At 70.0% G+C, this 18,826-nt stretch carries 14 protein-coding genes, 1 tRNA gene and 1 pseudogene; 5 read left to right on the top strand and 11 right to left on the bottom strand.

Annotation, left to right across the window (positions count from 1 at the left end; translation table 11 throughout):
- Nucleotides 1-37: 37 nt before the first annotated feature.
- Nucleotides 38-679, top strand: a complete 642-nt coding sequence (locus C8E97_RS01745) for an aminodeoxychorismate/anthranilate synthase component II (RefSeq protein WP_121000992.1) — start codon at nt 38-40, stop codon at nt 677-679.
- A gap of 77 nt (nt 680-756) precedes the next feature.
- Here the strand turns inward: C8E97_RS01745 and pknB are convergent, their stop codons facing one another.
- The 7 genes from pknB to C8E97_RS01780 all read right to left on the bottom strand — a co-directional run bounded on the left by pknB (nt 757) and on the right by C8E97_RS01780 (nt 10,297).
- On the bottom strand, nt 757-2,757 hold the full coding sequence (gene pknB / locus C8E97_RS01750) for a Stk1 family PASTA domain-containing Ser/Thr kinase (protein WP_121000994.1): 2,001 nt from the start codon (nt 2,755-2,757) through the stop codon (nt 757-759).
- 69 nt (nt 2,758-2,826) lie between these two features.
- Entirely contained in the window at nt 2,827-4,236 is a 1,410-nt protein-coding gene (locus C8E97_RS01755; RefSeq protein WP_121000996.1) for a serine/threonine-protein kinase, read from the bottom strand.
- Entirely contained in the window at nt 4,236-5,699 is a 1,464-nt protein-coding gene (locus tag C8E97_RS01760) for a peptidoglycan D,D-transpeptidase FtsI family protein (RefSeq protein ID WP_121000998.1), read from the bottom strand. Before C8E97_RS01760 ends, C8E97_RS01755 begins: the two co-directional genes overlap by 1 nt.
- Nucleotides 5,696-7,207 carry an FtsW/RodA/SpoVE family cell cycle protein gene (locus tag C8E97_RS01765; protein WP_121001000.1) on the bottom strand — a complete coding sequence of 504 codons (1,512 nt, stop codon included), beginning with the start codon at nt 7,205-7,207 and terminating at the stop codon, nt 5,696-5,698. Before C8E97_RS01765 ends, C8E97_RS01760 begins: the two co-directional genes overlap by 4 nt.
- A 4-nt stretch (nt 7,208-7,211) precedes the next feature.
- On the bottom strand, nt 7,212-8,615 hold the full coding sequence (locus tag C8E97_RS01770; protein ID WP_121001002.1) for a PP2C family protein-serine/threonine phosphatase: 1,404 nt from the start codon (nt 8,613-8,615) through the stop codon (nt 7,212-7,214).
- Nucleotides 8,612-9,073, bottom strand: a complete 462-nt coding sequence (locus C8E97_RS01775; RefSeq protein ID WP_121001004.1) for an FHA domain-containing protein FhaB/FipA — start codon at nt 9,071-9,073, stop codon at nt 8,612-8,614. The genes C8E97_RS01770 and C8E97_RS01775 overlap by 4 nt, the downstream gene beginning before the upstream one ends.
- A gap of 57 nt (nt 9,074-9,130) precedes the next feature.
- Nucleotides 9,131-10,297, bottom strand: a complete 1,167-nt coding sequence (locus C8E97_RS01780; RefSeq protein WP_121001006.1) for an FHA domain-containing protein — start codon at nt 10,295-10,297, stop codon at nt 9,131-9,133.
- 116 nt (nt 10,298-10,413) lie between these two features.
- Here C8E97_RS01780 and C8E97_RS01785 point away from each other — a divergent pair.
- Nucleotides 10,414-10,499, top strand: a tRNA-Leu gene (locus tag C8E97_RS01785).
- A 150-nt stretch (nt 10,500-10,649) separates the two neighbouring features.
- On the opposite strand, the gene C8E97_RS01790 is transcribed toward C8E97_RS01785, so the two are convergent.
- Both C8E97_RS01790 and C8E97_RS01795 read right to left on the bottom strand, forming a co-directional pair.
- Complete coding sequence (locus C8E97_RS01790; protein WP_147454973.1) at nt 10,650-12,212, bottom strand: hypothetical protein; 1,563 nt, start codon at nt 12,210-12,212, stop codon at nt 10,650-10,652.
- A 170-nt stretch (nt 12,213-12,382) separates the two neighbouring features.
- Nucleotides 12,383-13,276: a hypothetical protein gene (locus tag C8E97_RS01795; protein ID WP_121001010.1), complete on the bottom strand. Its 894-nt coding sequence runs from the start codon at nt 13,274-13,276 to the stop codon at nt 12,383-12,385.
- A 72-nt stretch (nt 13,277-13,348) separates the two neighbouring features.
- Here C8E97_RS01795 and C8E97_RS01800 point away from each other — a divergent pair, with 72 nt between their 5' ends.
- Nucleotides 13,349-13,657 carry a helix-turn-helix domain-containing protein gene (locus tag C8E97_RS01800; RefSeq protein ID WP_121001013.1) on the top strand — a complete coding sequence of 103 codons (309 nt, stop codon included), beginning with the start codon at nt 13,349-13,351 and terminating at the stop codon, nt 13,655-13,657.
- A 231-nt stretch (nt 13,658-13,888) separates the two neighbouring features.
- Here the strand turns inward: C8E97_RS01800 and C8E97_RS01805 are convergent, their stop codons facing one another.
- On the bottom strand, nt 13,889-14,782 hold the full coding sequence (locus C8E97_RS01805) for a hypothetical protein (protein WP_121001015.1): 894 nt from the start codon (nt 14,780-14,782) through the stop codon (nt 13,889-13,891).
- Nucleotides 14,783-15,180: 398 nt separating this feature from the next.
- A pseudogene (locus C8E97_RS35700) lies at nt 15,181-15,312 on the bottom strand (arsenate reductase ArsC); the annotation flags it as partial.
- Nucleotides 15,313-15,353: 41 nt separating this feature from the next.
- Between C8E97_RS35700 and C8E97_RS01815 the strand changes: the two are divergent.
- Nucleotides 15,354-16,697 carry a hypothetical protein gene (locus tag C8E97_RS01815; protein WP_170211584.1) on the top strand — a complete coding sequence of 448 codons (1,344 nt, stop codon included), beginning with the start codon at nt 15,354-15,356 and terminating at the stop codon, nt 16,695-16,697.
- 233 nt (nt 16,698-16,930) lie between these two features.
- A complete protein-coding gene (locus C8E97_RS01820; protein WP_121001019.1) occupies nt 16,931-17,833 on the top strand; it encodes a hypothetical protein in 903 nt (300 codons plus the stop codon).
- Nucleotides 17,834-18,826: the final 993 nt, after the last annotated feature.

Genomic DNA, 18,826 nt, shown 5'->3' on the forward strand with positions numbered 1-18,826 from the left:
TTCTGACGAGAGGTTGGTCACGGCTACGCTGGCGGACATGCGCGTGCTCGTGGTCGACAACTACGACAGCTTCGTCTACAACCTCGTCCAGTACCTGGCCCAGCTCGGGGTCGAGTGCGTGGTGCGGCGCAACGACGCCGTCGAGCTGGAAGAGGTCTCCGGGGTGGGCGGGGTGCTCGTCAGCCCCGGCCCCAGCACGCCCGACAAGGCGGGCCGGAGCATGGACGTCATCCGCCACTGCGCGGACAACGGCGTCCCGGTGTTCGGCGTCTGCCTCGGCCACCAGGCCATCGGGGCGGTGTGGGGCGGCACGGTCGACCTCGCGCCCGAGCTGCTGCACGGCAAGACCAGCGTCGTGCACCACGAGGGCCGCGGCGTGCTGGCCGGCGTGCCCAGCCCGTTCACGGCCACCCGGTACCACTCGCTGACCGTGCTGCCGGACACCATCCCCGACGAGTTCGAGGTCACCGGGCGCACCGACACGGGCGTGGTGATGGCCATGCGGCACCGCGAGCTGCCCGTCGAGGGCGTCCAGTTCCACCCCGAGTCCGTGCTCACCGAGGGCGGCCACCGCATGCTCGCCAACTGGCTCGCGGTGTGCGGCTTCCCGGTGCCCGAGGCGACCGTGACCGAGCTGGAGAACGGGATGCGGCAGCTCGCGGCGGCGGCCCGCGTCTGAGACCCGCCGCCGGCGACGGCCGACGCGGCACGGCCCCCGGCTCCACGCGGAACCGGGGGCCGCACCACGTCGACGGCCTACCTGGTCGGCCCGGTCGGGCCGACCTTGAAGTCGTACAGCTGCACGTTGATCCTGGCGTTCTTGGCGACCGGCTGGTTCGCCTTGATCTCGGACTCCGCGATCTTCCCGTCCTGGGCCAGGTCGGTGGTCGGGATGCGGTTCGCCACGTGCAGGTCGCCCGTCCAGCCGAGCTGGCCGAGCTTGGCCCGCGCCTGGGCCTCGGTCATCCCGGTGAGGTCGGGCATCGCGAACTGGTTGCCCTTCGACACGCTCAGCGTGACGTAGCTGCCCTTCTCGACGCGGCCGGGACCCGGATTCTGCGCGACGACCTCGCCCTGCTCCTCGGCGCTGTCGACCTCCTTGGTCTGCACCTTGAAGCCGTTGCCCTCCAGCGTGTCCCGCGCGCGCTGGAGCGGCTGGCCGGTCACGTCGGGGAGCTGCACGGTGTCCGGGCCCTTGCCGACGAACACCGTGATCGTGCTGCCGCGGGCGGCCTTCGTGCCCGCGCCGGGGTTCTGGTCGGCGATCTTGCCGACCAGCCGGTTGTCCTGCACCTCGACCGTCTCGGTGGCCTGCCGGAACACCCACTTGTCGGCTTCCAGCTTCCTCTGCGCGTCGGCCGCCGACAGGCCCTTCACGTCGGGCACCTCGACCTGCTCGGGCGGCCCGCCGACGATCAGCGTGATCTGGGTGAACTTGTCCACCTCGCGGCCGATCGGCGGGTCGGTGTCCAGCACCTTGCCGATCTGCTCGGCCGTGCACGCGGGCTGCCCACCGGGGTCGGCGGGCTGGCACGGGCGGGTCTGGAGGGTGCCGCTGAGGTTGAGCCTGTTCAGCTCGTCCTGCGCCGACGTCGCGAGCTGGCCCCGGAGGTCCGGGACCTTCACCTTGTTCGACGGGTCCGTGCCGCTGTCCTTGGTGTCCAGCAGCGACGCGGTGATCCACGCGGCGAGGGCGAGCACCGCCACGCACAGCAGGACGACCAGCGTGATCATGATCGTCTTCTTGCGCCGGGCGCGCCGCTCCTGCTCCTCGTCCGCGACGGGGTCGAAGTCGGCGGGCTCCTCGCGCAGCGCGGACGGCCGGTGCCGCCCGCCGGCGGCCACCTCCGTGCGCGGCGACTGGTTGAGCACCGCCGTCCGGTCCTCGGCCGTCATCACGGCGGGCGCGGACGGGCGCTGGCCGGACAGCACGCGGACCAGGTCGGCGCGCATCTCGGCGGCCGACTGGTAGCGGTTCGCCGGGCCCTTCGCCATCGCCTTCAGCACGATCGCGTCCAGCGCGGGCGTGACCTTGGGGTTCAGCGACGACGGCGGCTTCGGGTCCTCCCGCACGTGCTGGTAGGCCACCGCCACGGGCGAGTCGCCGGTGAACGGCGGCTCGCCGGTCAGCAGCTCGAACAGCACGCAGCCCGACGCGTACACGTCCGACCGGGCGTCCACCGCCTCGCCGCGCGCCTGCTCCGGCGACAGGTACTGGGCGGTGCCGATGACCGCCGCCGTCTGGGTCACCGCGGCCTGGCCGTCGTGCACGGCCCGCGCGATGCCGAAGTCCATCACCTTCACCGCGCCGGACCGCGTGATCATCACGTTCGCGGGCTTCACGTCCCGGTGCACGATGCCGTGCCGGTGGCTGAAGTCCAGCGCGGCCGACACGTCGGCCATGATCTCCATCGCGCGCTTGCCCGTCAGCGGGCCCTGCGTCTTGACGATGTCGCGCAGCGTCCGACCGTCGACGTACTCCATGACGATGTAGGGCAGCGGGCCGTACTCGGTGTTCGTCTCACCGGTGTCGTAGACCGCGACGATGGCGGGGTGGTTCAGCGCCGCGGAGTTCTGGGCCTCCCGCCGGAACCGCTCCTGGAACTGGGTGTCGCGGGCGAGGTCGGCGCGGAGCACCTTGATCGCCACGTCCCGGCCGAGCCGGACATCGCGGCCCTTGTGGACCTCCGACATGCCGCCGTAGCCGAGGGTCTCACCCAGTTCGTAGCGGTTGGAGAGCAGTCGCGGAGTGCTCATCAGTGCTTCGTCCCGCTCCTCGTCAACGGTCCTGCCATCGCTTGCGTCCGCCTTCGTACCGCTCGGCCGTCACGTCGGTACACACGTCACCGTCACCCGTGAGCCGATCGCAACCTCGCCGTTCGGGCTCAGGTCCGACACCAGGCACCTCGCCCGGTCCCGCGGCGCGGCGCCCTGCTCGGTGTGCACCTCGGCCTCCAAGCCGTAGCCGGAGAGCTTCTTCGCGACCTCGTCGGCCGGGAGGTCGACGAAGTCCGCCTTCGTGATCGTCACCTTCGGCCCGTCGGGGAGGCGGTCGGTCGAGTCGTGCGGTGACGGGCGGGCGTCCGTGGTGCCCTGCTGCCGGCTCGTCCCGCCGGGCCCCGCGTCCTTGCCGATCCCGCGCAGGATCACCACGCCGAGCACCACCAACACGGCCACCAGCACAGCGACCATAACCCACAGCACGGCGCGGTTGCGCCCCGGTGGGCGCGGCGGCGTCGACAACGGTCCGAAAGCGCCCGTGCGCGGACTGTTCACCTGCGGCGGCACCGGTTGCAGGCCGGGCAGCGAGCCGGGGTTGACCACCGGTACACCCGGATGGGTGAGCTGGGTCAGGGGCGCCGACCCGACGGCCATCGCGAGGCCCGTGGGCGCGGGCAGCGGCTGGCCGGCGCGCACGGCCGCCACCGCCGCCGCGAACTCACCGCCGTTGCGGTACCGCTGCCGGGGGTCCTTGACGAGGGTCGCCTCGATCAGCGCGCGGGGGCCCGGCGGCACGTCCGGCGGCAGCGGCGGCGCGATGTCGCGGATGTGCATCATCGCGACGGTCACCGCGTTCTCCGACAGGAACGGCCGGTGCCCGGTCAGGCACTCGTAGCCGCACACGGCCAGCGCGTACACGTCGCTGGCCGGTTCGGCGGCGTGGCCCAGCGCCTGCTCGGGCGCGATGTAGTGGGCGGTGCCCATCACCATGCCGGTGTGCGTGACGGGCGCGGCGTCGGCCGCCTTCGCGATGCCGAAGTCGGTGATCTTCACCGTGCCGCTCGGGGTGACCAGGATGTTGCCCGGCTTCACGTCCCGGTGCACCAGGCCGCGCTCGTGCGCCGCCTGGAGCGCGTTCCCCGCCTGTTCCAGCACGTCCAGCGTGCGGTCCGCGGTGAGCCTGCCGCGCGCGATGATCGCGGCCAGCGGCTCGCCCTCCACCAGCTCCATGACCAGGTACGCGGTGTCCTCCGGCCCGTCCGGCACCGAGGCCGTCTCGCCGTAGTCGTGGACGGCGGCGATGCCGGGGTGGTTCAGCGACGCCGTCGTGCGCGCCTCGATGCGGAACCGGTTCAGGAACTCCGAGTCGCCCGACAGCTCCGCCTTCAGCACCTTCACCGCGACCTTGCGGTCCAGCCGCGTGTCCGCGGCCTCCCAGACCTCGCCCATGCCGCCCACCGCGATCCGCCGCGAGAGGCGGTACCGCTCGGCGAGCAACTGGCCGGAGGTCAGCATCAGCGGCTCCCGAGATAGGAGCCGATGACCGCGCGGCCGATCGGCGCGGCCACCCGGCCGCCGGTCGCGGCCAGACCCGCGTCACCGCCGTTCTCCACGATCACGGCGATCGCGATCTCCGGCTTCTCGGCCGGCGCGAAACCCACGTACCAGGCGTGCGGCTTGGTCTTCTTGACGTCCTCGCCGTGCTCGGCGGTGCCGGTCTTGGACGCGATCACCACGTTGGACAGCTTGCCGCCGCCCGCGGTGTTCTTCTCCGACTCGATCATCATGTCGCGCAGCGCGCGGGCCTCGTCCGGCTTCATCGCGTCCGTGACCTCGTCGGGATCGGTCTCGCTGATCACCTGGAGGTCGGGCGCGAGGATCTTCTGCACCAGGTGCGGGCGCATCCGGACGCCGCCGTTGGCGATGGTGGCGGCGACCACGGCGTTCTCCAGGGGCGTCACCAGGGCGTCCCGCTGGCCGATGCCCGTCTGGTACACCGCCGGCGCGTCCTTCATGGGTCCGAGCCTGGACGTCTCCACACCCATCGGGATGGCCAGGTCGGAGTCGTCGAAACCGAACTTGGCCGCCGTTCGGCGCAATTTCTCCGGGCCCAGCTCGTTGGCGAGCACGGCGAACGCCGTGTTGCACGACTTCGCCAGCGCCTCCTGGAGGGTGGCGGTCACGCCGTTGCCGCAGTTGCTGTCGTTGAAGTTGGGCAGCGGCGTCTGGGTGCCGGGCAGCGTGATGACGGGCCGGCCGTCGACCTCGCTGTCCTTGGTCTTGCCCTCGGCCAGCGCGGCGGCGGCCACGATGAGCTTGAACGTCGAGCCGGGCGCGTACAGGCCGGCGATCGAGCGGTTGAGCAGCGGCAGCTCGGCGTCCGCCGCGTTCAGCTGCCGCCACGCCGCCTGCTGCTCGCCCACGTCGTGGCTGGCCAGCGCGTTCGGGTCGAAGGTCGGCGTGGACGCCATCGCCAGGATCTCGCCGGTCTGCGGTCGGATCGCCACCACCGACCCGTTGACGCCCTGGAGCTTGTCGTAGGCGACCTGCTGGAGCGCCGCGTTGACGGTCAGCTGGAGGCTGCCGCCCTTCGGGTCGCGGCCGGTGATCAGGGCGGACACCCGGCGGGCGAACAGCCGGTCGTCCGAGCCGTTGAGCAGGTCGTCCTCGGCCCGCTCCAGGCCGCTCGTGCCGTACACGGTGGAGAAGTAGCCGGTCACCGGCGCGAACGCCGGGCCGGCGTACTTGCGCAGGTAGCGCAGCCGGTCGGTGGTCCGCTCCACGGTCGCCAGCGGCTCGCCGCCGGACGCGATGATCTGGCCGCGCTCGCGCGAGTACTGGTCCAGCACCACCCGCCGGTTCAGCGGGTTCTTGCGGTAGTCGTCGGACTTGATGACCTGCACGTAGGTGGCGTTGCCGAGCAGCAGCACCATCATCGCCATCATGGCGAGGCCGACGCGGCGGAGCGGTTTGTTCATTTGGGACGCTCCACCATGACTGTGTACTGGTCGGCGATCGCGGGTTGCTGCGGGCGCGGCTTGGGCGTGGTCTTCGGCGCGCGCGCCGCGTCGGAGATGCGCAGCAGCAGCGCCACCAGGATGTAGTTCGCCAGCAGCGACGAACCGCCCTTGGACAGGAACGGCGCGGTGATGCCCGTCATCGGGATCAGCTTGGTGACGCCGCCGACGATGATGAAGATCTGGAACGCCACCGCGAACGCCAGGCCGCCGCCCAGCAGCTTGCCGAACGTGTCGCGGACCGACAGCGCGGCCCGCAGGCCGCGCATCGCCAGCACCGTGTAGATCAGCAGCACCGCGGACAGCCCGACGAAGCCCAGCTCCTCGCCGATCACGGCGGTGATGAAGTCGGTGTTGGCCTCCGGGATCTGGTCCGGCCGCCCGCCGCCGAGGCCGGCGCCGAACAGGCCGCCGGTGCCCAGCCCGAACAGGGACTGGACGATCTGGTAGCCCTTGTTGGTGGCGTCGGCGAACGGGTCCAGCCAGTTCTGCACGCGGATCTGGACGTGGCCGAACAGCTTCCAGGCCACCACCGCGCCGACGGAGAACATGACCACGCCGACCACGACCCACGCGGCGCGCTCGGTCGCCACGTACAGCAGCACGAGCACGATGCCGAAGAACAGCAGCGACGAGCCCAGGTCCTTCTGGAGGACCATGATGCTCACGCCGACCAGCCACGCGGCGACCAGCGGGCCCAGGTCGCGCGCCCGCGGCAGGTCCAGGCCGAGCACCCGGCGGCCGGCCGTGGTGAACAGGTCGCGCTTGGACACCAGGAACGCCGCGAAGAACACCATCAGCAGGATCTTCGCGAACTCGCCCGGCTGGATGGAGAACGCGCCGAACGCCAGCCAGATCTTCGCGCCGTTGATCTCCGGCGCGATGAAGCTGGGGAGCACACCCGGCAGGACCAGCGCGACCAGGCCCAGGAAGCCGCATGTGTAGCCGTACTTGGCCAGCGTTCGGTGGTCGGAGAGCACCTTCAGGGCGGTGCAGAACAGCACCAGCGCGATCGCCGTCCACAGGACCTGCTTCGGCGCGGCGGCCGACCACACCTGGCCGCCGGGCAGCTCGACGTCCTTCATGGCCAGGTCGATGCGGTGGATCATGACCAGGCCCAGGCCGTTGAGCAGCGCCACGCACGGCAGGATCGCCGGGTCCGCGTACGGCGCCCAGCGGCGCACCGCGAGGTGGGCCACGGACAGCAGGCCCAGGTAGGCGAGGCCCAACCACACGATGTTCATGGTCAGTTCCTGCTCCTGGTTCGCCTCCACCAGGATCAGGGCGATCGTCACCAGGAAGGCGGCGGCGGCGAGGAGACCCAGCTCGTGACCGCGCTTCGTGGGCGGCGTCAGCCCCGGCGACGTGCTGCTGGCCGCGGACGGCGCGTTGCCCCCCGCCGCGAGCGGGGCGCCGCCCCTCGCCGCCGCGAGTGGCGTGCCCTCCCCGCCGGGGACCGGCGAACCCATGCTTCTACTGACCCTTCCGGCAGTCCGTGCCCGGCTTCAGCGCGGGCGGGGTGGGCACCGGGGTGCCCTCCTGGGTGGTGGTCGTCGTCGCGGCGGAGGTCGCGGACGGGTCCACGGGCGTGGTGGTGGTGGTCGTCGTCGGGGTCGCCGCGCCGGTCGAGGTCCGCTCCTTCGGGCAGAACGGGAGCGTCTGCTCGGTGCGCAGGAGGCGGATGGCCTCGCGCGCGCCCTCCAGGCCGTCCGCGACGGTGATGCCGCCGCGCACCACGTCCCTGGTCGCGACCTTCAGGTCGTCGACGGTGATCGGTTCGCACGCCTGCGCGTCGGGCGGGCACGAGCCCTCCACCAGCGTGTGCAGGTCGAACCCGAGGACGCTGCCGGTGACGCCGCGGAACACCGACACCTGGCCGTCCGGCCCCGCGCCCACGTAGTACTGGCGCAGCACGTACCAGCGGGTGCCCAGGCCCGCCGCCGCCAGCAGCAGGAGCAGGAACACCACGATGCCCAGCGCCTTGAGGCGGTTGCCGCGCGCCCGGCGCGGGTCCGCGGGCGGCTGCGGCGGCTCGGGGCGCGGCGGCAGCGGCCGGGGGCCCGTGATCGAACTCGCCCGCGAGGCGGGCGAGTCGGGTGGCGGCGGGTCCTCGCCGCCGTCGCCCGCCGCGCCGCCCACGATCGGGGCGTCCTCGCCGAAGTCCACGTCGACCACGTCGGCGACCACGACCGTCACGTTGTCCGGCCCGCCGCCCTTGAGCGCCAGCTCGATCATCCGGTCCGCGCACGCCTGCGGGTCCGGGATGCGGATGGCCTCCTCCAGGGTCTCCTGGCTCACCACGCCGGACAGGCCGTCCGAGCAGAGCAGGTAGCGGTCGCCGGGCCGGGCCTCGCGCACCATCAGGCGCGGCTCCACCTCGTGCCCGGTCAGCGCGCGGAGCAGCAGCGACCGCTGCGGGTGCGTCGCCGCCTCCTCCTCGGTGATCCGGCCCTCGTCGATCAGCGACTGCACGAACGTGTCGTCGTGGGTGATCTGCGAGAACGTGCCGTTGCGCAAGAGGTACGCCCGCGAGTCGCCGATGTGCACCAGGCCCAGCCGGGAACCCGCGAAGAGCACGGCGGTGAGCGTCGTGCCCATGCCGTCGAGGTCGGGGTCGGACTGCACGAGCTCGGAGATCGCGCCGTTGCCCGCGATCACCGCCTCGCGGAGCTGGCCGAGCAGGTCGTCGCCGGGCTCGTCGTCGTCGAGCGGGGCCAGCGCGGCGATGACGACCTTGCTGGCGACCTCGCCCGCGGCGTGGCCGCCCATGCCGTCGGCGAGCGCGAGCAGGCGGGGGCCCGCGTACACGGAGTCCTGGTTGTTGGAACGCACCAGGCCCCGGTCGCTGCGGGCCGCGTATCGAAGGACGAGGGTCATGAGCGCAGCTCGATCACCGTTTTGCCGATTCGGATCGGGGAACCCAGCGGGACCCGGATGGGGGCCGTGACCTTCGCCCGGTCGAGGTACGTGCCGTTCGTGGAGCCGAGGTCCTCCACGTACCAGTCCGCGCCGCGCATGGACAGCCGCGCGTGCCTGGTCGACGCGAAGTCGTCGTCCAGGACGAGCGTGGAGTCGTCCGCGCGGCCGATCAGGATCGGCCTGCCGTCCAGGGAGATGCGCGTGCCCGCCAGCGCGCCGTGCGTGACGACGAGCTGCCGGGGCGCCTTGCTGCCCTTGGCGGCTTTCTTGGGCCCTCTACGCAGGCTCGGCGTCGGAACGCGCAGTCCCGACGCCGCGTACAGGTCGGACCGGACCACTCTCAGCGCAGCAAACACGAACAACCAGAGCAGGATGAGGAAACCCGCTCTGGTCAGCTGCATCACCAGCTCTGGCACCGGATGTAACCGCTCCTGCCTTGAGTGCCGTCACGCCTTCGCCCGTCTCGACCGGCTCTAACCCTGGGTGCGGAAGACCAGCGAGGAGTGGCCGATGCGGACGACGTCGCCTTCCGCGAGCTGCCAAGTCTGCACCGGGGTCCCGTTCACCGTGGTCCCGTTTGTCGAACCGAGATCAGCGAGCATGGCACTGTGCCCGTCCCAGGTGATCTCCAGGTGCCTCCTGGAGACGCCCGTGTCGGGCAGGCGGAAGTCGGCTTCCTGGCCGCGGCCGACCACGTTGCCGCCCTGCTTGAGGTTGTACGTCCGGTTCGAGCCGTCGTCCAGGTGCAGCGTCGCGCTCAGCTGGCGGGGGCCGGACTGCACCGCGGGCGGCGCGTAGCCCTGGGCGGGGTCGCCGTAGCCCTGCTGCCCGTAGCCCTGGTCGTAGCCGGGCTGCTGGCCGTAGCCCTGCTGGCCGTAACCCTGGTCGTAGCCGGGCTGCTGCCCGTAGCCCTGGTCGTAACCGGGCTGGCCGTAGCCCTGGTCGTAGCCCGGCTGGCCGTAACCCGGCTGCTGGCCGTAGCCCTGGTCGTAGCCCTGCGGCTGCTGCTGGCCGTAGCCCTGGTCGTAACCGGGCTGGCCGTAGCCCTGGTCGTAGCCGGGCTGCTGCCCGTAGCCCTGGTCGTAACCCTGCTGCTGCTGGCCGTAACCCTGGTCGTAGCCCTGTTGCTGGCCGTAGCCGCCCTGCGCATAGGGGTCGTAGCCGGGCTGGCCCTGTCCTTGTCCGTAGCCGGGAGGCTGGCTCATCGATCCGTCTCCTGCAGTGCGAGGTGGTGCTGACCGTCGGCTGGCAACTTTCACGTCGGGGTCGACGGACGAGCTGGTTCGGAACTGTCCGGTGTGCAGCGCGTCGGAGCGCTCAAGGGAGACTACGACGTCACCATAGGTATCCCATCCGCTCTCTTCGAGGTGCTCCCGGATGGAGTCACCGAGAAGCTGGGTGATGCGTAGTTCATCCTGGCCGTCACCGGCAAGCCGATCGTGGTCCTGCGGGCCCAGCAGGACCTGGTAGTGGTTCGGCGCCAGCAGCCTGCCACCCGCGAGCTCGCGGATGTTGACCTCGGCCTCCCGCGCGAGGGCCTGCGCGACTTCCTGCGGGACGACGTTGCCGCCGAACACCCGCGCGAAGGTGTTGCCGACGATGCCTTCGAGACGGCGCTCGAAGCGCTGTACGAGGCCCACGGCAACCCTCCGACTCGGTCGACTTCTGGCACCGATCGTATCCGGGGTGACGTGCCGGTACACGGGGCAATTGGTAACCCGGACGAGGGCCGTGCTAGTGTTCTCCACGTCGCTCCGGGCGAGTGGCGGAATGGCAGACGCGCACGGTTCAGGTCCGTGTGTCCGAAAGGACGTGGGGGTTCAACTCCCCCCTCGCCCACCAGGGACTGATGACGAAATCAGTCCACTCGGACCGATGTTTTGAGGTTCGAGCTTGATCAGCAGCACTGAGGCCCCGCAGATGCGGGGCCTCAGTGCTGTTCGGGGTGGATCGGTGTCCGGCTGTGTCTGTGGCGTAGACCACTCGTTCGGGCTAGCGGGGTTGGTCGGTTCGATGCGTCCATTCGGTGAGGGGCCGGGTGTGGCGTCGTCGTGGCCTTCGTCGAGGCGGGGTGCTCGGATCGGCCGGGTATGCGTGGTGCCAGTGGGCGTGTTTGCGCAGGTTGGACGCTGCGAGTTGGAATCCGAGCAGGAAGGTGGTGGCGGCGATGCCCCGGATGCGGCGGGTTCCGGAAGACTCCAGGCCGACGTTGGCGGGGTCTTTGAGGTAGCCGTTCGTGCCCTCGATGCCGTTGCGAAGTGTGTGATATGCGTTACGCCACCTTGGGGTGGCGTAGGGCAGGGCTTGGTGGTGCTTGGCGCCAGCTTCGGGCGGGATGGTCACCGACTGTTGTCCGCAGATCGCGGGTGGGGTGACCGGGCTCGTGGCCGGGGTGACGGTGGGCTTGGCGGTGAACCGCATCGACTGTTTCTTCAGGGGGCAGCGAACGGCGGGCGTGGGACCGGCGGCCGGGCAGGACATCCGCTGGTGGCCTTCGGCGTCGGGGTTGGCTTTGGGGCGCAGTTCGTAGTCGGTGCGGGCGGCTACGCGCTGTCGCCAGGTCTGCTCGTCGGTGCGTTGTTCGCGGAAGTCGCCGGTGGCGTGGATGAGGGCGGCGGGCATGTGGGGGCAGTGCCAGCGTCCTTCGACCTGGATGGCGCCGGCGTGTTCGGCCTGGATGCCGAGTTGGTCGTCGCGGTAGTCGAACAGGGGTTGGAAGCCCAGGGCGCGGGCGGGGAGTTGGAAGGTGTCGGGGTCGCTGTTGTTGTAGGCGCGGTCGGCGGCGAGCAGGCCGGTGGGCCAACCGTTGGCGACGGCCTGGCGCAGGACGTCGGCCGCGGCACCACCGGGTCGGTGGCCTGGAGGTTCCACGGTGTAGCCGCCGACGAGGACCGGTGGGGCGATGCGGTCGTCGACGGGATGGGTGGAGCCGTTGACCAGCAGGGTGGCCTCGTAGCCGAACAGTTCCCGCAGGATCTTCTTCGCGGACTTTCCGGTGATCTTCGTCGCACTCCTGGGCGTGCGGCTCGTCGACCGCTCGGTGGGGTCGGGCTTGTCCGCGGTGGTGCGCAGGTAGAGGCCGGCGTCGGGGTCGGCCGAGGTCGTGCCCGCGGAGCGGGAGGGTTTGCGGGCGTGGGTCCTGAACGGTGTGGCGTCGACGCAGCTGCCGGTGGCCGGGTAGGCCCGCAGGGTGTGGAGCAGTCTGGTGAAGCTCGGGGCGAGTACCCGGTTGCCCACCCAGTCCCGGAGTCGTCTGCGGTCGTCCCGTTGCCCGTCGGACAGCGGGACGAGCCTGGCTGCGAACTCGGTCTCGGTCAGGCGTCGGTTCTTCGGTGTCGGGGAGTCGTCGAACACGGCGACCATGGCGTGGAACAGCCGGCGGACCACCGCGTAGGACGCTTCCACCGAGTTCGCCGTCAGGGGCCGCGGCGCGATGCCGAGGCTGTCGCGGGAGCGGGCGGTGAGCCGGTGGTGCAGCAGCAGGTTGACGCCGCTGAGCAGCACATTCCGGTCGGTCACGGCACACAGCAGCAGGCCGACCAGCAGGGCCTCCACGGTGAGCGTGCGCGGCCGTCCGGCCGGGCTGCGTCGTCTGCGGTCCAGGGCGGTGGTGAAGAACCCGGCCAGGCCGGTGGCGGCGATGTAGGCACGGGCCCGGTCGACCTCGGCGTCCGACACGGGAACCAGTTCCTCGCCCAGCACGGCCTCGGCCGCCGCGGCGGCGTTCACGACAGGGTGCGCTGGTGTCGCTCGGCACGCCGGGCGTCCACGGCGGGCAGGTGGGGCAGCAGCCGGTCCAGGCTCGACAGGCCGTCCAGTCCGGCGATGGCGACCAGCACGGTCAGCGGTGTCCCCGCCGCCAGGTGCTCGGCCAGCCAGGTGTCACGCAGGCGTGACACCCTGACCTGCGGGGTAGTGGGACCGCGATGAGTGCGCGCCAGGAAGTTCGACACGAGGTTCTTGGCCCGGACGGCGTGGGGCCGGAACAGGAATCCGGGATGCGACCGTCGGGACTGATCGGCCAGAACCGTCTCCCAGCGGTCGCGGCAGATGACCGTCCGCGACCGTCGCCCGGTGATCTCGACCACGACCGCTCCGTTGCCGACCTCCCGGACACAGCCCGCGTGCAGGTCGATGACCTCGTCGGCGGACAACCCGCATCCCAGACCGAGCACGAGAAGCTGCTGACAACCGTCTCTCAGCGCGGCGGTGGGCTGGCCACGGGCCCAGGACCACAGAGCGGCCAGTTCCCCCGCCGTGTAAGGGCGGGAGGTGTCCGACGCGGACAGCGGCACGGGCTTGCCCCCGTCGACCCCGCACACGGCCTCGGACAGCCGTCGCAGCCGCGCCCGGTATGTCGAGCGCGTATGCCTGGACAGGCCGACGCACCCCAGGTCGAGGAACCAGTCGACCGTCGTGGGTTCCAGCCAGGACGTCGGATCGGTGATCCCGTGTCCGTCGCAGAACATCGCCAGGCGTGCGGTGACCGACATCAGTTCGGCCGCGTCGTAGGGCAGACCGGGGCCGGCCCGGGACACCAGCGCCCGCACCTCGCCCGCGACCCGGTCCCACGCCGGTGGGGCGTTGCGGGGCACGTAGGTGGCGATCCGTCGCTCCACCGCTCTCCTCGGCAGGTAGACACCAGGAGCGACCATGCTATTCGAGTAGCAACACTGTGGGGAGTGGGCTGAATGGGTACCCGTCGAACCCGAGCACCGCGCGACCACGTCGTGTCCGGTCACTGGCCCCATGCCCGCCTCGACGGTGACCACGCCGCGGCGGTCGCGCAGGCGGTCTCCGCCCGACTCGCCCGCGTGCTGGCCGAACACGGACTCAGCCTCAACACCGTCAGCAAGACGGCGGCGGTCAACCGGCAGACGATCAGCAACGTCCTGGACGGGCGCGTCTGGCCGACCATCGCCGTGCTCGCCGACCTCGAACGAGCGCTCGACACGCCGATCGCACTCGACCCGTCCCTGTTGTCGGAAGAAAAAGCCTGATCACACAAAGGAAACCTCGTCAGGGCGTGCGTCATCGCGACACGCGAGGTCCACGATCAGGCGACGTTACGCGGGCCCGAAAGGCACAGGCGCTAACGTCGGCACGACAACGGACCCCGCGTGCCGCCTTCAGCGACCGGATCTCCTAGCCCGAGAGGTCGCCGAAGCTGTGGGGGGATTCGTTGGAGGGTCGCCGTCCGAGGCGCCAACCTCGGACGGCGGCCTTGTTCGTCAGCTCACCCGTGGCCACCCTTCCTCGGCAATCGCCGGGTCGGTCGCGATGTAGGCACCGTCAACCGGCTTCTCGATCTCCTTGTCGGCCAGCAGCGTGGGCAGCACGGCCTCGACTGCGGAGACCGGTACCCCCAACGCCGACGCCAGCTGGTCCGGTCGCCATCGACGTCCAGAGGGCGACCTCAACACCTCGACGATCTGTCGCTCCAGATGCGCTACCGACCGGAAATCAACGGAGGGGTCTTCAGGCGACGGACTCAGGGTGGCGTCGACGTCCCAGGCTGGGTCACCAGTCCGGATCTCCACCAGTGCAGGAGCTGAGCCGGGTGCACCGACGGCCCGTCGATAGCGACCTGGCGCTCCCGACAAGCGGACGACCGTGCCCTCGTCGCACAACCGTTTGAGGATCTTGTTGAACTTCACCGTCGGTTCTCCGGGGAAGTACCCGCGCAGGACCGCACTGGTCCAGATCCGGTCGGGATCTGGATCTTCCATGACGGTCTTCCTGGAACGACTGGTCAATGAGTGGTCTTGGTCGGCCGCCGCGTCAACCGGGCCCCTCTGCCTGTCCTTCGAGCCCGTCCGGGCCCGCTGCGGGGGATGGGATTCCTGAGACGGCGACGTGCGTGTCGTCCCACCGGCACCCCGCGAGTCGACCTCCCCGCCAAGACGATCACGCAGGAACTGCTGCACGATGGCCCCCAACCGGCCGTCCAGATCGGACTGGACACCGCGCTGACGGGACGCCTCCTCACGGAGCCGGGCGGCACGGAACAGCATCTCCTCCGCCCTCGCAGTCAACTCGTCGGCCTCGGCCTCAGCCTGGCGGATGGACTCCTCAAGCCCTGCGACGACGCCGCCAATCGCCTCGCCAACGGTTACGGACTTCACACACGGCAACCTACTGGCCAGACCATCCCAAGATCGCAGGGCTCGTCTGTGTCCCGGACCGGACCACCCGGAGGAGTGAGACACGGAGGACATCCCGTCCGACCCAACCAGCGACCAGCACCGCCGAACCGATGCAAAGACAGGCAGGACACATCCGCGCGATGGGACACCGGCCCGAGCCCGATTCGTGCACCACCCGCCTCAAGCCCCCTACGGTTGCGCTCGGAGAAGACCCGGTGGTGCCGGCAGGGGATGGTGCCCACGCTCCACCGGACACTGCTGGGTCGGGATCGGTCACCGTCCACACCACGCGACACCCGTGCCCGACCGACGTGGTCCGGACGGGCCGGGCGCCCGTCCCAAAGCCGAAGCCCTCGTTCGCCGACGCGTGCGCGCGGTCAGGTGCCGGCGGGTGCGAGTTCGGCGAGCAGGACCCGGACGCGGTGGTCGATCTCGTCGCGGATCGTGCGGACGTGGTCGAGGTTCCGGCTGGCGGGGTCATCGAGCTGCCAGTCGAGATAGCGCTTGCCGCGGAGTTCCAGTGGTGGGCGGCCCGACGTAGCATCGTCCGATGAAGGCCCAGTTGCCGGTGCACGTCGGCCGACGGCAGAACCCCCTGCCTCCGCGTTCGGGACCCGACTGGTCGTCATCGTCGACGCGTTTTGGGGTGGAGTCGGCGGTGCCGATCAGGCTGCCGTCGTTTCACGAGGTCGACTGGGCACGGCACGAGGTCGAGCCGCGGTGGTTGGAGTACGAGACGTCCGACTGTGTGGCTGCGCTGGCACCCCGCTCCTCTCGTGGTGTGAGCGAGCTTCAACGCCTCTTCGCGGGTGCGGCCGGACGACGGGAAACCGTTCTGCTGGTCGATGTGATGGGAAACGTCGACAAGATCAGGCGCAATGTGTTCGTGGACTACGACGCCTCGATCAACCTGCTGGACCACGAGACCACCATCGCTGGCTACCGGTTGCCTCGGGGAACCCGACCGGTCCTCGCGGACGGGCTGGACGGCGCAGACCGAGATCTGGGGTTGCGGCTGTGCAACCGTCCCCCCGACACGTGGTGGAGACTGGAATCCCGAGGTGCCGACAGGCATCTGGACGGAAATGCGTGGCAGAAGACCGAGCCGGTGGGGGAGTTGCGTCCCATCCTGCTCGACTCGCTGGGTGCCCCCGTCGTCGCGGTGTGGATTTCCCCGGACGAACGTCAACGCTGGTACATCGTGCCCGACGGCACCGATTGGGACACGGTGATCGACTGGCTGGTGCAGCGCGCAGTCCCCGCCTATGTTCCCGACGCGCCACGGCGTCACCGGCTGGCCTCTGCGGTCGACCCAGACCTGGAGACGCCGGCGGAGACCAACGCCCGCGCAGCGCTGGCCGACCTGGAGACGCGGTACGCCCGGGACAAGACACGGCTGGAGCAAAGCCTGGCAGACGCCAAGGCCATCGCGGACCCCATCCGCAACGGCCTTCTGTTCGGAACCGGCACGGTTCTGGTCGACACGGTCGCCCGAGTGCTGTCCACCGCAGGGTTCACCGTCGACGACCTCGACGCCAGGCTGGGCGCCACAGTGTCGGCCGACCTCCTGGTGACCTTCGGCCCGCACAGGCGTCTGGTCGAGGTGAAGTCCGAAGGAGGCAACGCCAAGGAAGCGCTGGTCGGCGACTTGCGTCGACACATGGACACCTGGGGCGGACACCAGCCCGACTCACCGGTCGACGGCGGCACCCTGATCGTCAACCACCAGCGCAAACAGCCGCCCGCCCGGCGGTCCCGACAGATCTACGGACGCCCGGAGTTCGTCGACACGCTCACCGTGCAGGTCGTCGGCACCCTCGACCTCTTCGACTGGTGGAGGGCGAAGGACTGGCAAGCCATCCGGACTGCGGTGCTGGGACCAGCTCCGACATAATCGAGAATCTGATGTAGTGCCACCGGCCCCGGCTAACGTGCGGGAAGAGCCGGTCGGGCGTCTCCAGTATTGCTCCACCCGTCCAGCGACTGCCTCGCCGGACACTCGATTTGTCGGGCGTGAGAATGTACTAGTCGGCAACGAGTGCTCGATAGGCTAGAAAAGACTCTCGACCTAAAATCGCCCTCGGAACTCCTGTCTCATGATCAAACAATGTATAGCAGGTGAAGTGAATGAGAATTGATATCGAGAAGCACGCCTACGGTCTGCTGGAACACCTGGCGAGCAGCGAAGAAGCCGAGACGAGCACCTATCTTCGCGAGCACAGTCTCGGCGGCAAGGACGGTCACCTCCTCGTGGACTACCTGGTCGGACGCGGATGGGCTCTTGATCAATCCACGTTCGGCGGGGCGGACTGCGACCTCACTGCGGCGGGGCTGTCCGAGGCGCAGAGACTGCAGACCGAGCGGATGAGCCCTGCCCGGCGCTTGGGCGTTCTGCGGACGCGAATGCTGCAATGGCTCGAAGACCAGGTCCGGGTCACGGACTGGACGGGGTTCCTGTCCGGGGACCAGGCCCGCTATCACGGCAACGACTTCTCGGAAGCAGAACTGAGAAGAGAAGCTGGCTACCTGCATGAACATGGACTGATCAAAGCATTTTCCACCTGGCAGAGCGGCGACGGGATGCTTCGCCCCTCGCTGACCGCTGAAGGACGAGACTGCCTAATCCACTTCGAGGGAGATGTGAACCAGTACCTCAACCGCAGTGTGCGGCCCGGCATCACCAACAACACGACGATCACCATGACCGACAGCATCGGCAACATCACCAACGCCAGCGCGCACGTGGTGCAGAACGCCAACGCTGGCCTGGACACGACGAAGGTGCTGGAGTTCGCAGGGGCGCTCCGCCAGTCGTTGCCCATCCTGGGGTTGGACGAGGATGTCCAGCAGGTTGCGAACGCCCAAGCTGAGGAACTGCACCAAGAGGCCCAGTCCGCCACCCCCGACCGCGGCAAGATGCGGCGACTGCTTGACGGCCTGCTCCAAGCCTTGAGCACTGGCAGCGCCACGGCAGTACAAAACCTCCTCGCGGGTCTTGGCGACCAGGCCCTGACCGCGATCGGTGGCTGACGGGGGGCGACGTTCATCGCCCGGCTGTGCGGATCAGCGGTTCGTAGGCGCAACTCACCTGGCGGTGCACAGCCGTCCCGTTGGTGCCGGTCTGGCCGCAGGACTCAGTCTCCAGCACCTGCATGGGAACCGGTGGATGGTGGCACCTGCGGCTCCCTTGGGCCTACCGGCGTTGGGAAACGATCTTCGTTAGGTCGGGAACGATCTTGAGTCAGGTCGTCATCGATGCAGGTCGACCGATTCCGTCAACAGTCCACCAGGGACTGATGGCGAAATCAGTCCACTCGGACCGGCGGTATGAGGTTCGAGGTAGTGAAGTAGCCACTGAGGCCCCGCAACCGCGGGGCCTCAGTGCTGTTTCGGGGTGGATCGGTATCCGGCTGTGTCTGTGGCGTAGACCACTCGTCTGGGCTAGCGGGATTGGTCGGTTCGATGCGTCCATTCGGTGCGGGCCGGGTGCGGGCTCGTCGTGGCGGGATGGGCAACGCCGGTGCCGTGGGGGCGGCGTTCGTGTGAACCGTCGGCGCGCCGGTCCGGTGCGCGCCATCCCTGCTGCTCGGAGGGGAACCGCGAGCCGAGGGGCGGTGGAGCGGGCGTGGGGTCCGGACGTGATCACCGTCCAGCGGTTTGGGCGCTTGTCTCGATTGGTGATGTGCATCACCCCGCCGGTCGACCGGAAGGCGGCGCGACCGGGTGTTCGGGGTGCGTTCGGTAGTGATCTCCGTCGCACGGCGGGTGTCGGGCCGTGGTTCCGGTGGGCGTTCGAAGCGGCTCCCGGCGCCCGCCGGCGGGCATTCGATCGGTTCGCGGATCGGGTCCGTGGGGTATCCGGTCGGTTTGGGGCGGTGAACGGTCGGTCGGGCGGGTGCCGCTGCGGTGGCGTGGGTCACTTCAGGGGCCGGCTCGTGGCTGTGCCGGCCACGCTGAGCACCTTTTCGCCGGACGACCCCGGCCGGATGTCACCCGGACGGCAGCATGGCCGGGCCGAACTCC

It is taken from the genome of Saccharothrix australiensis, assembly GCF_003634935.1.
GTDB lineage: Bacteria > Actinomycetota > Actinomycetes > Mycobacteriales > Pseudonocardiaceae > Actinosynnema > Actinosynnema australiense.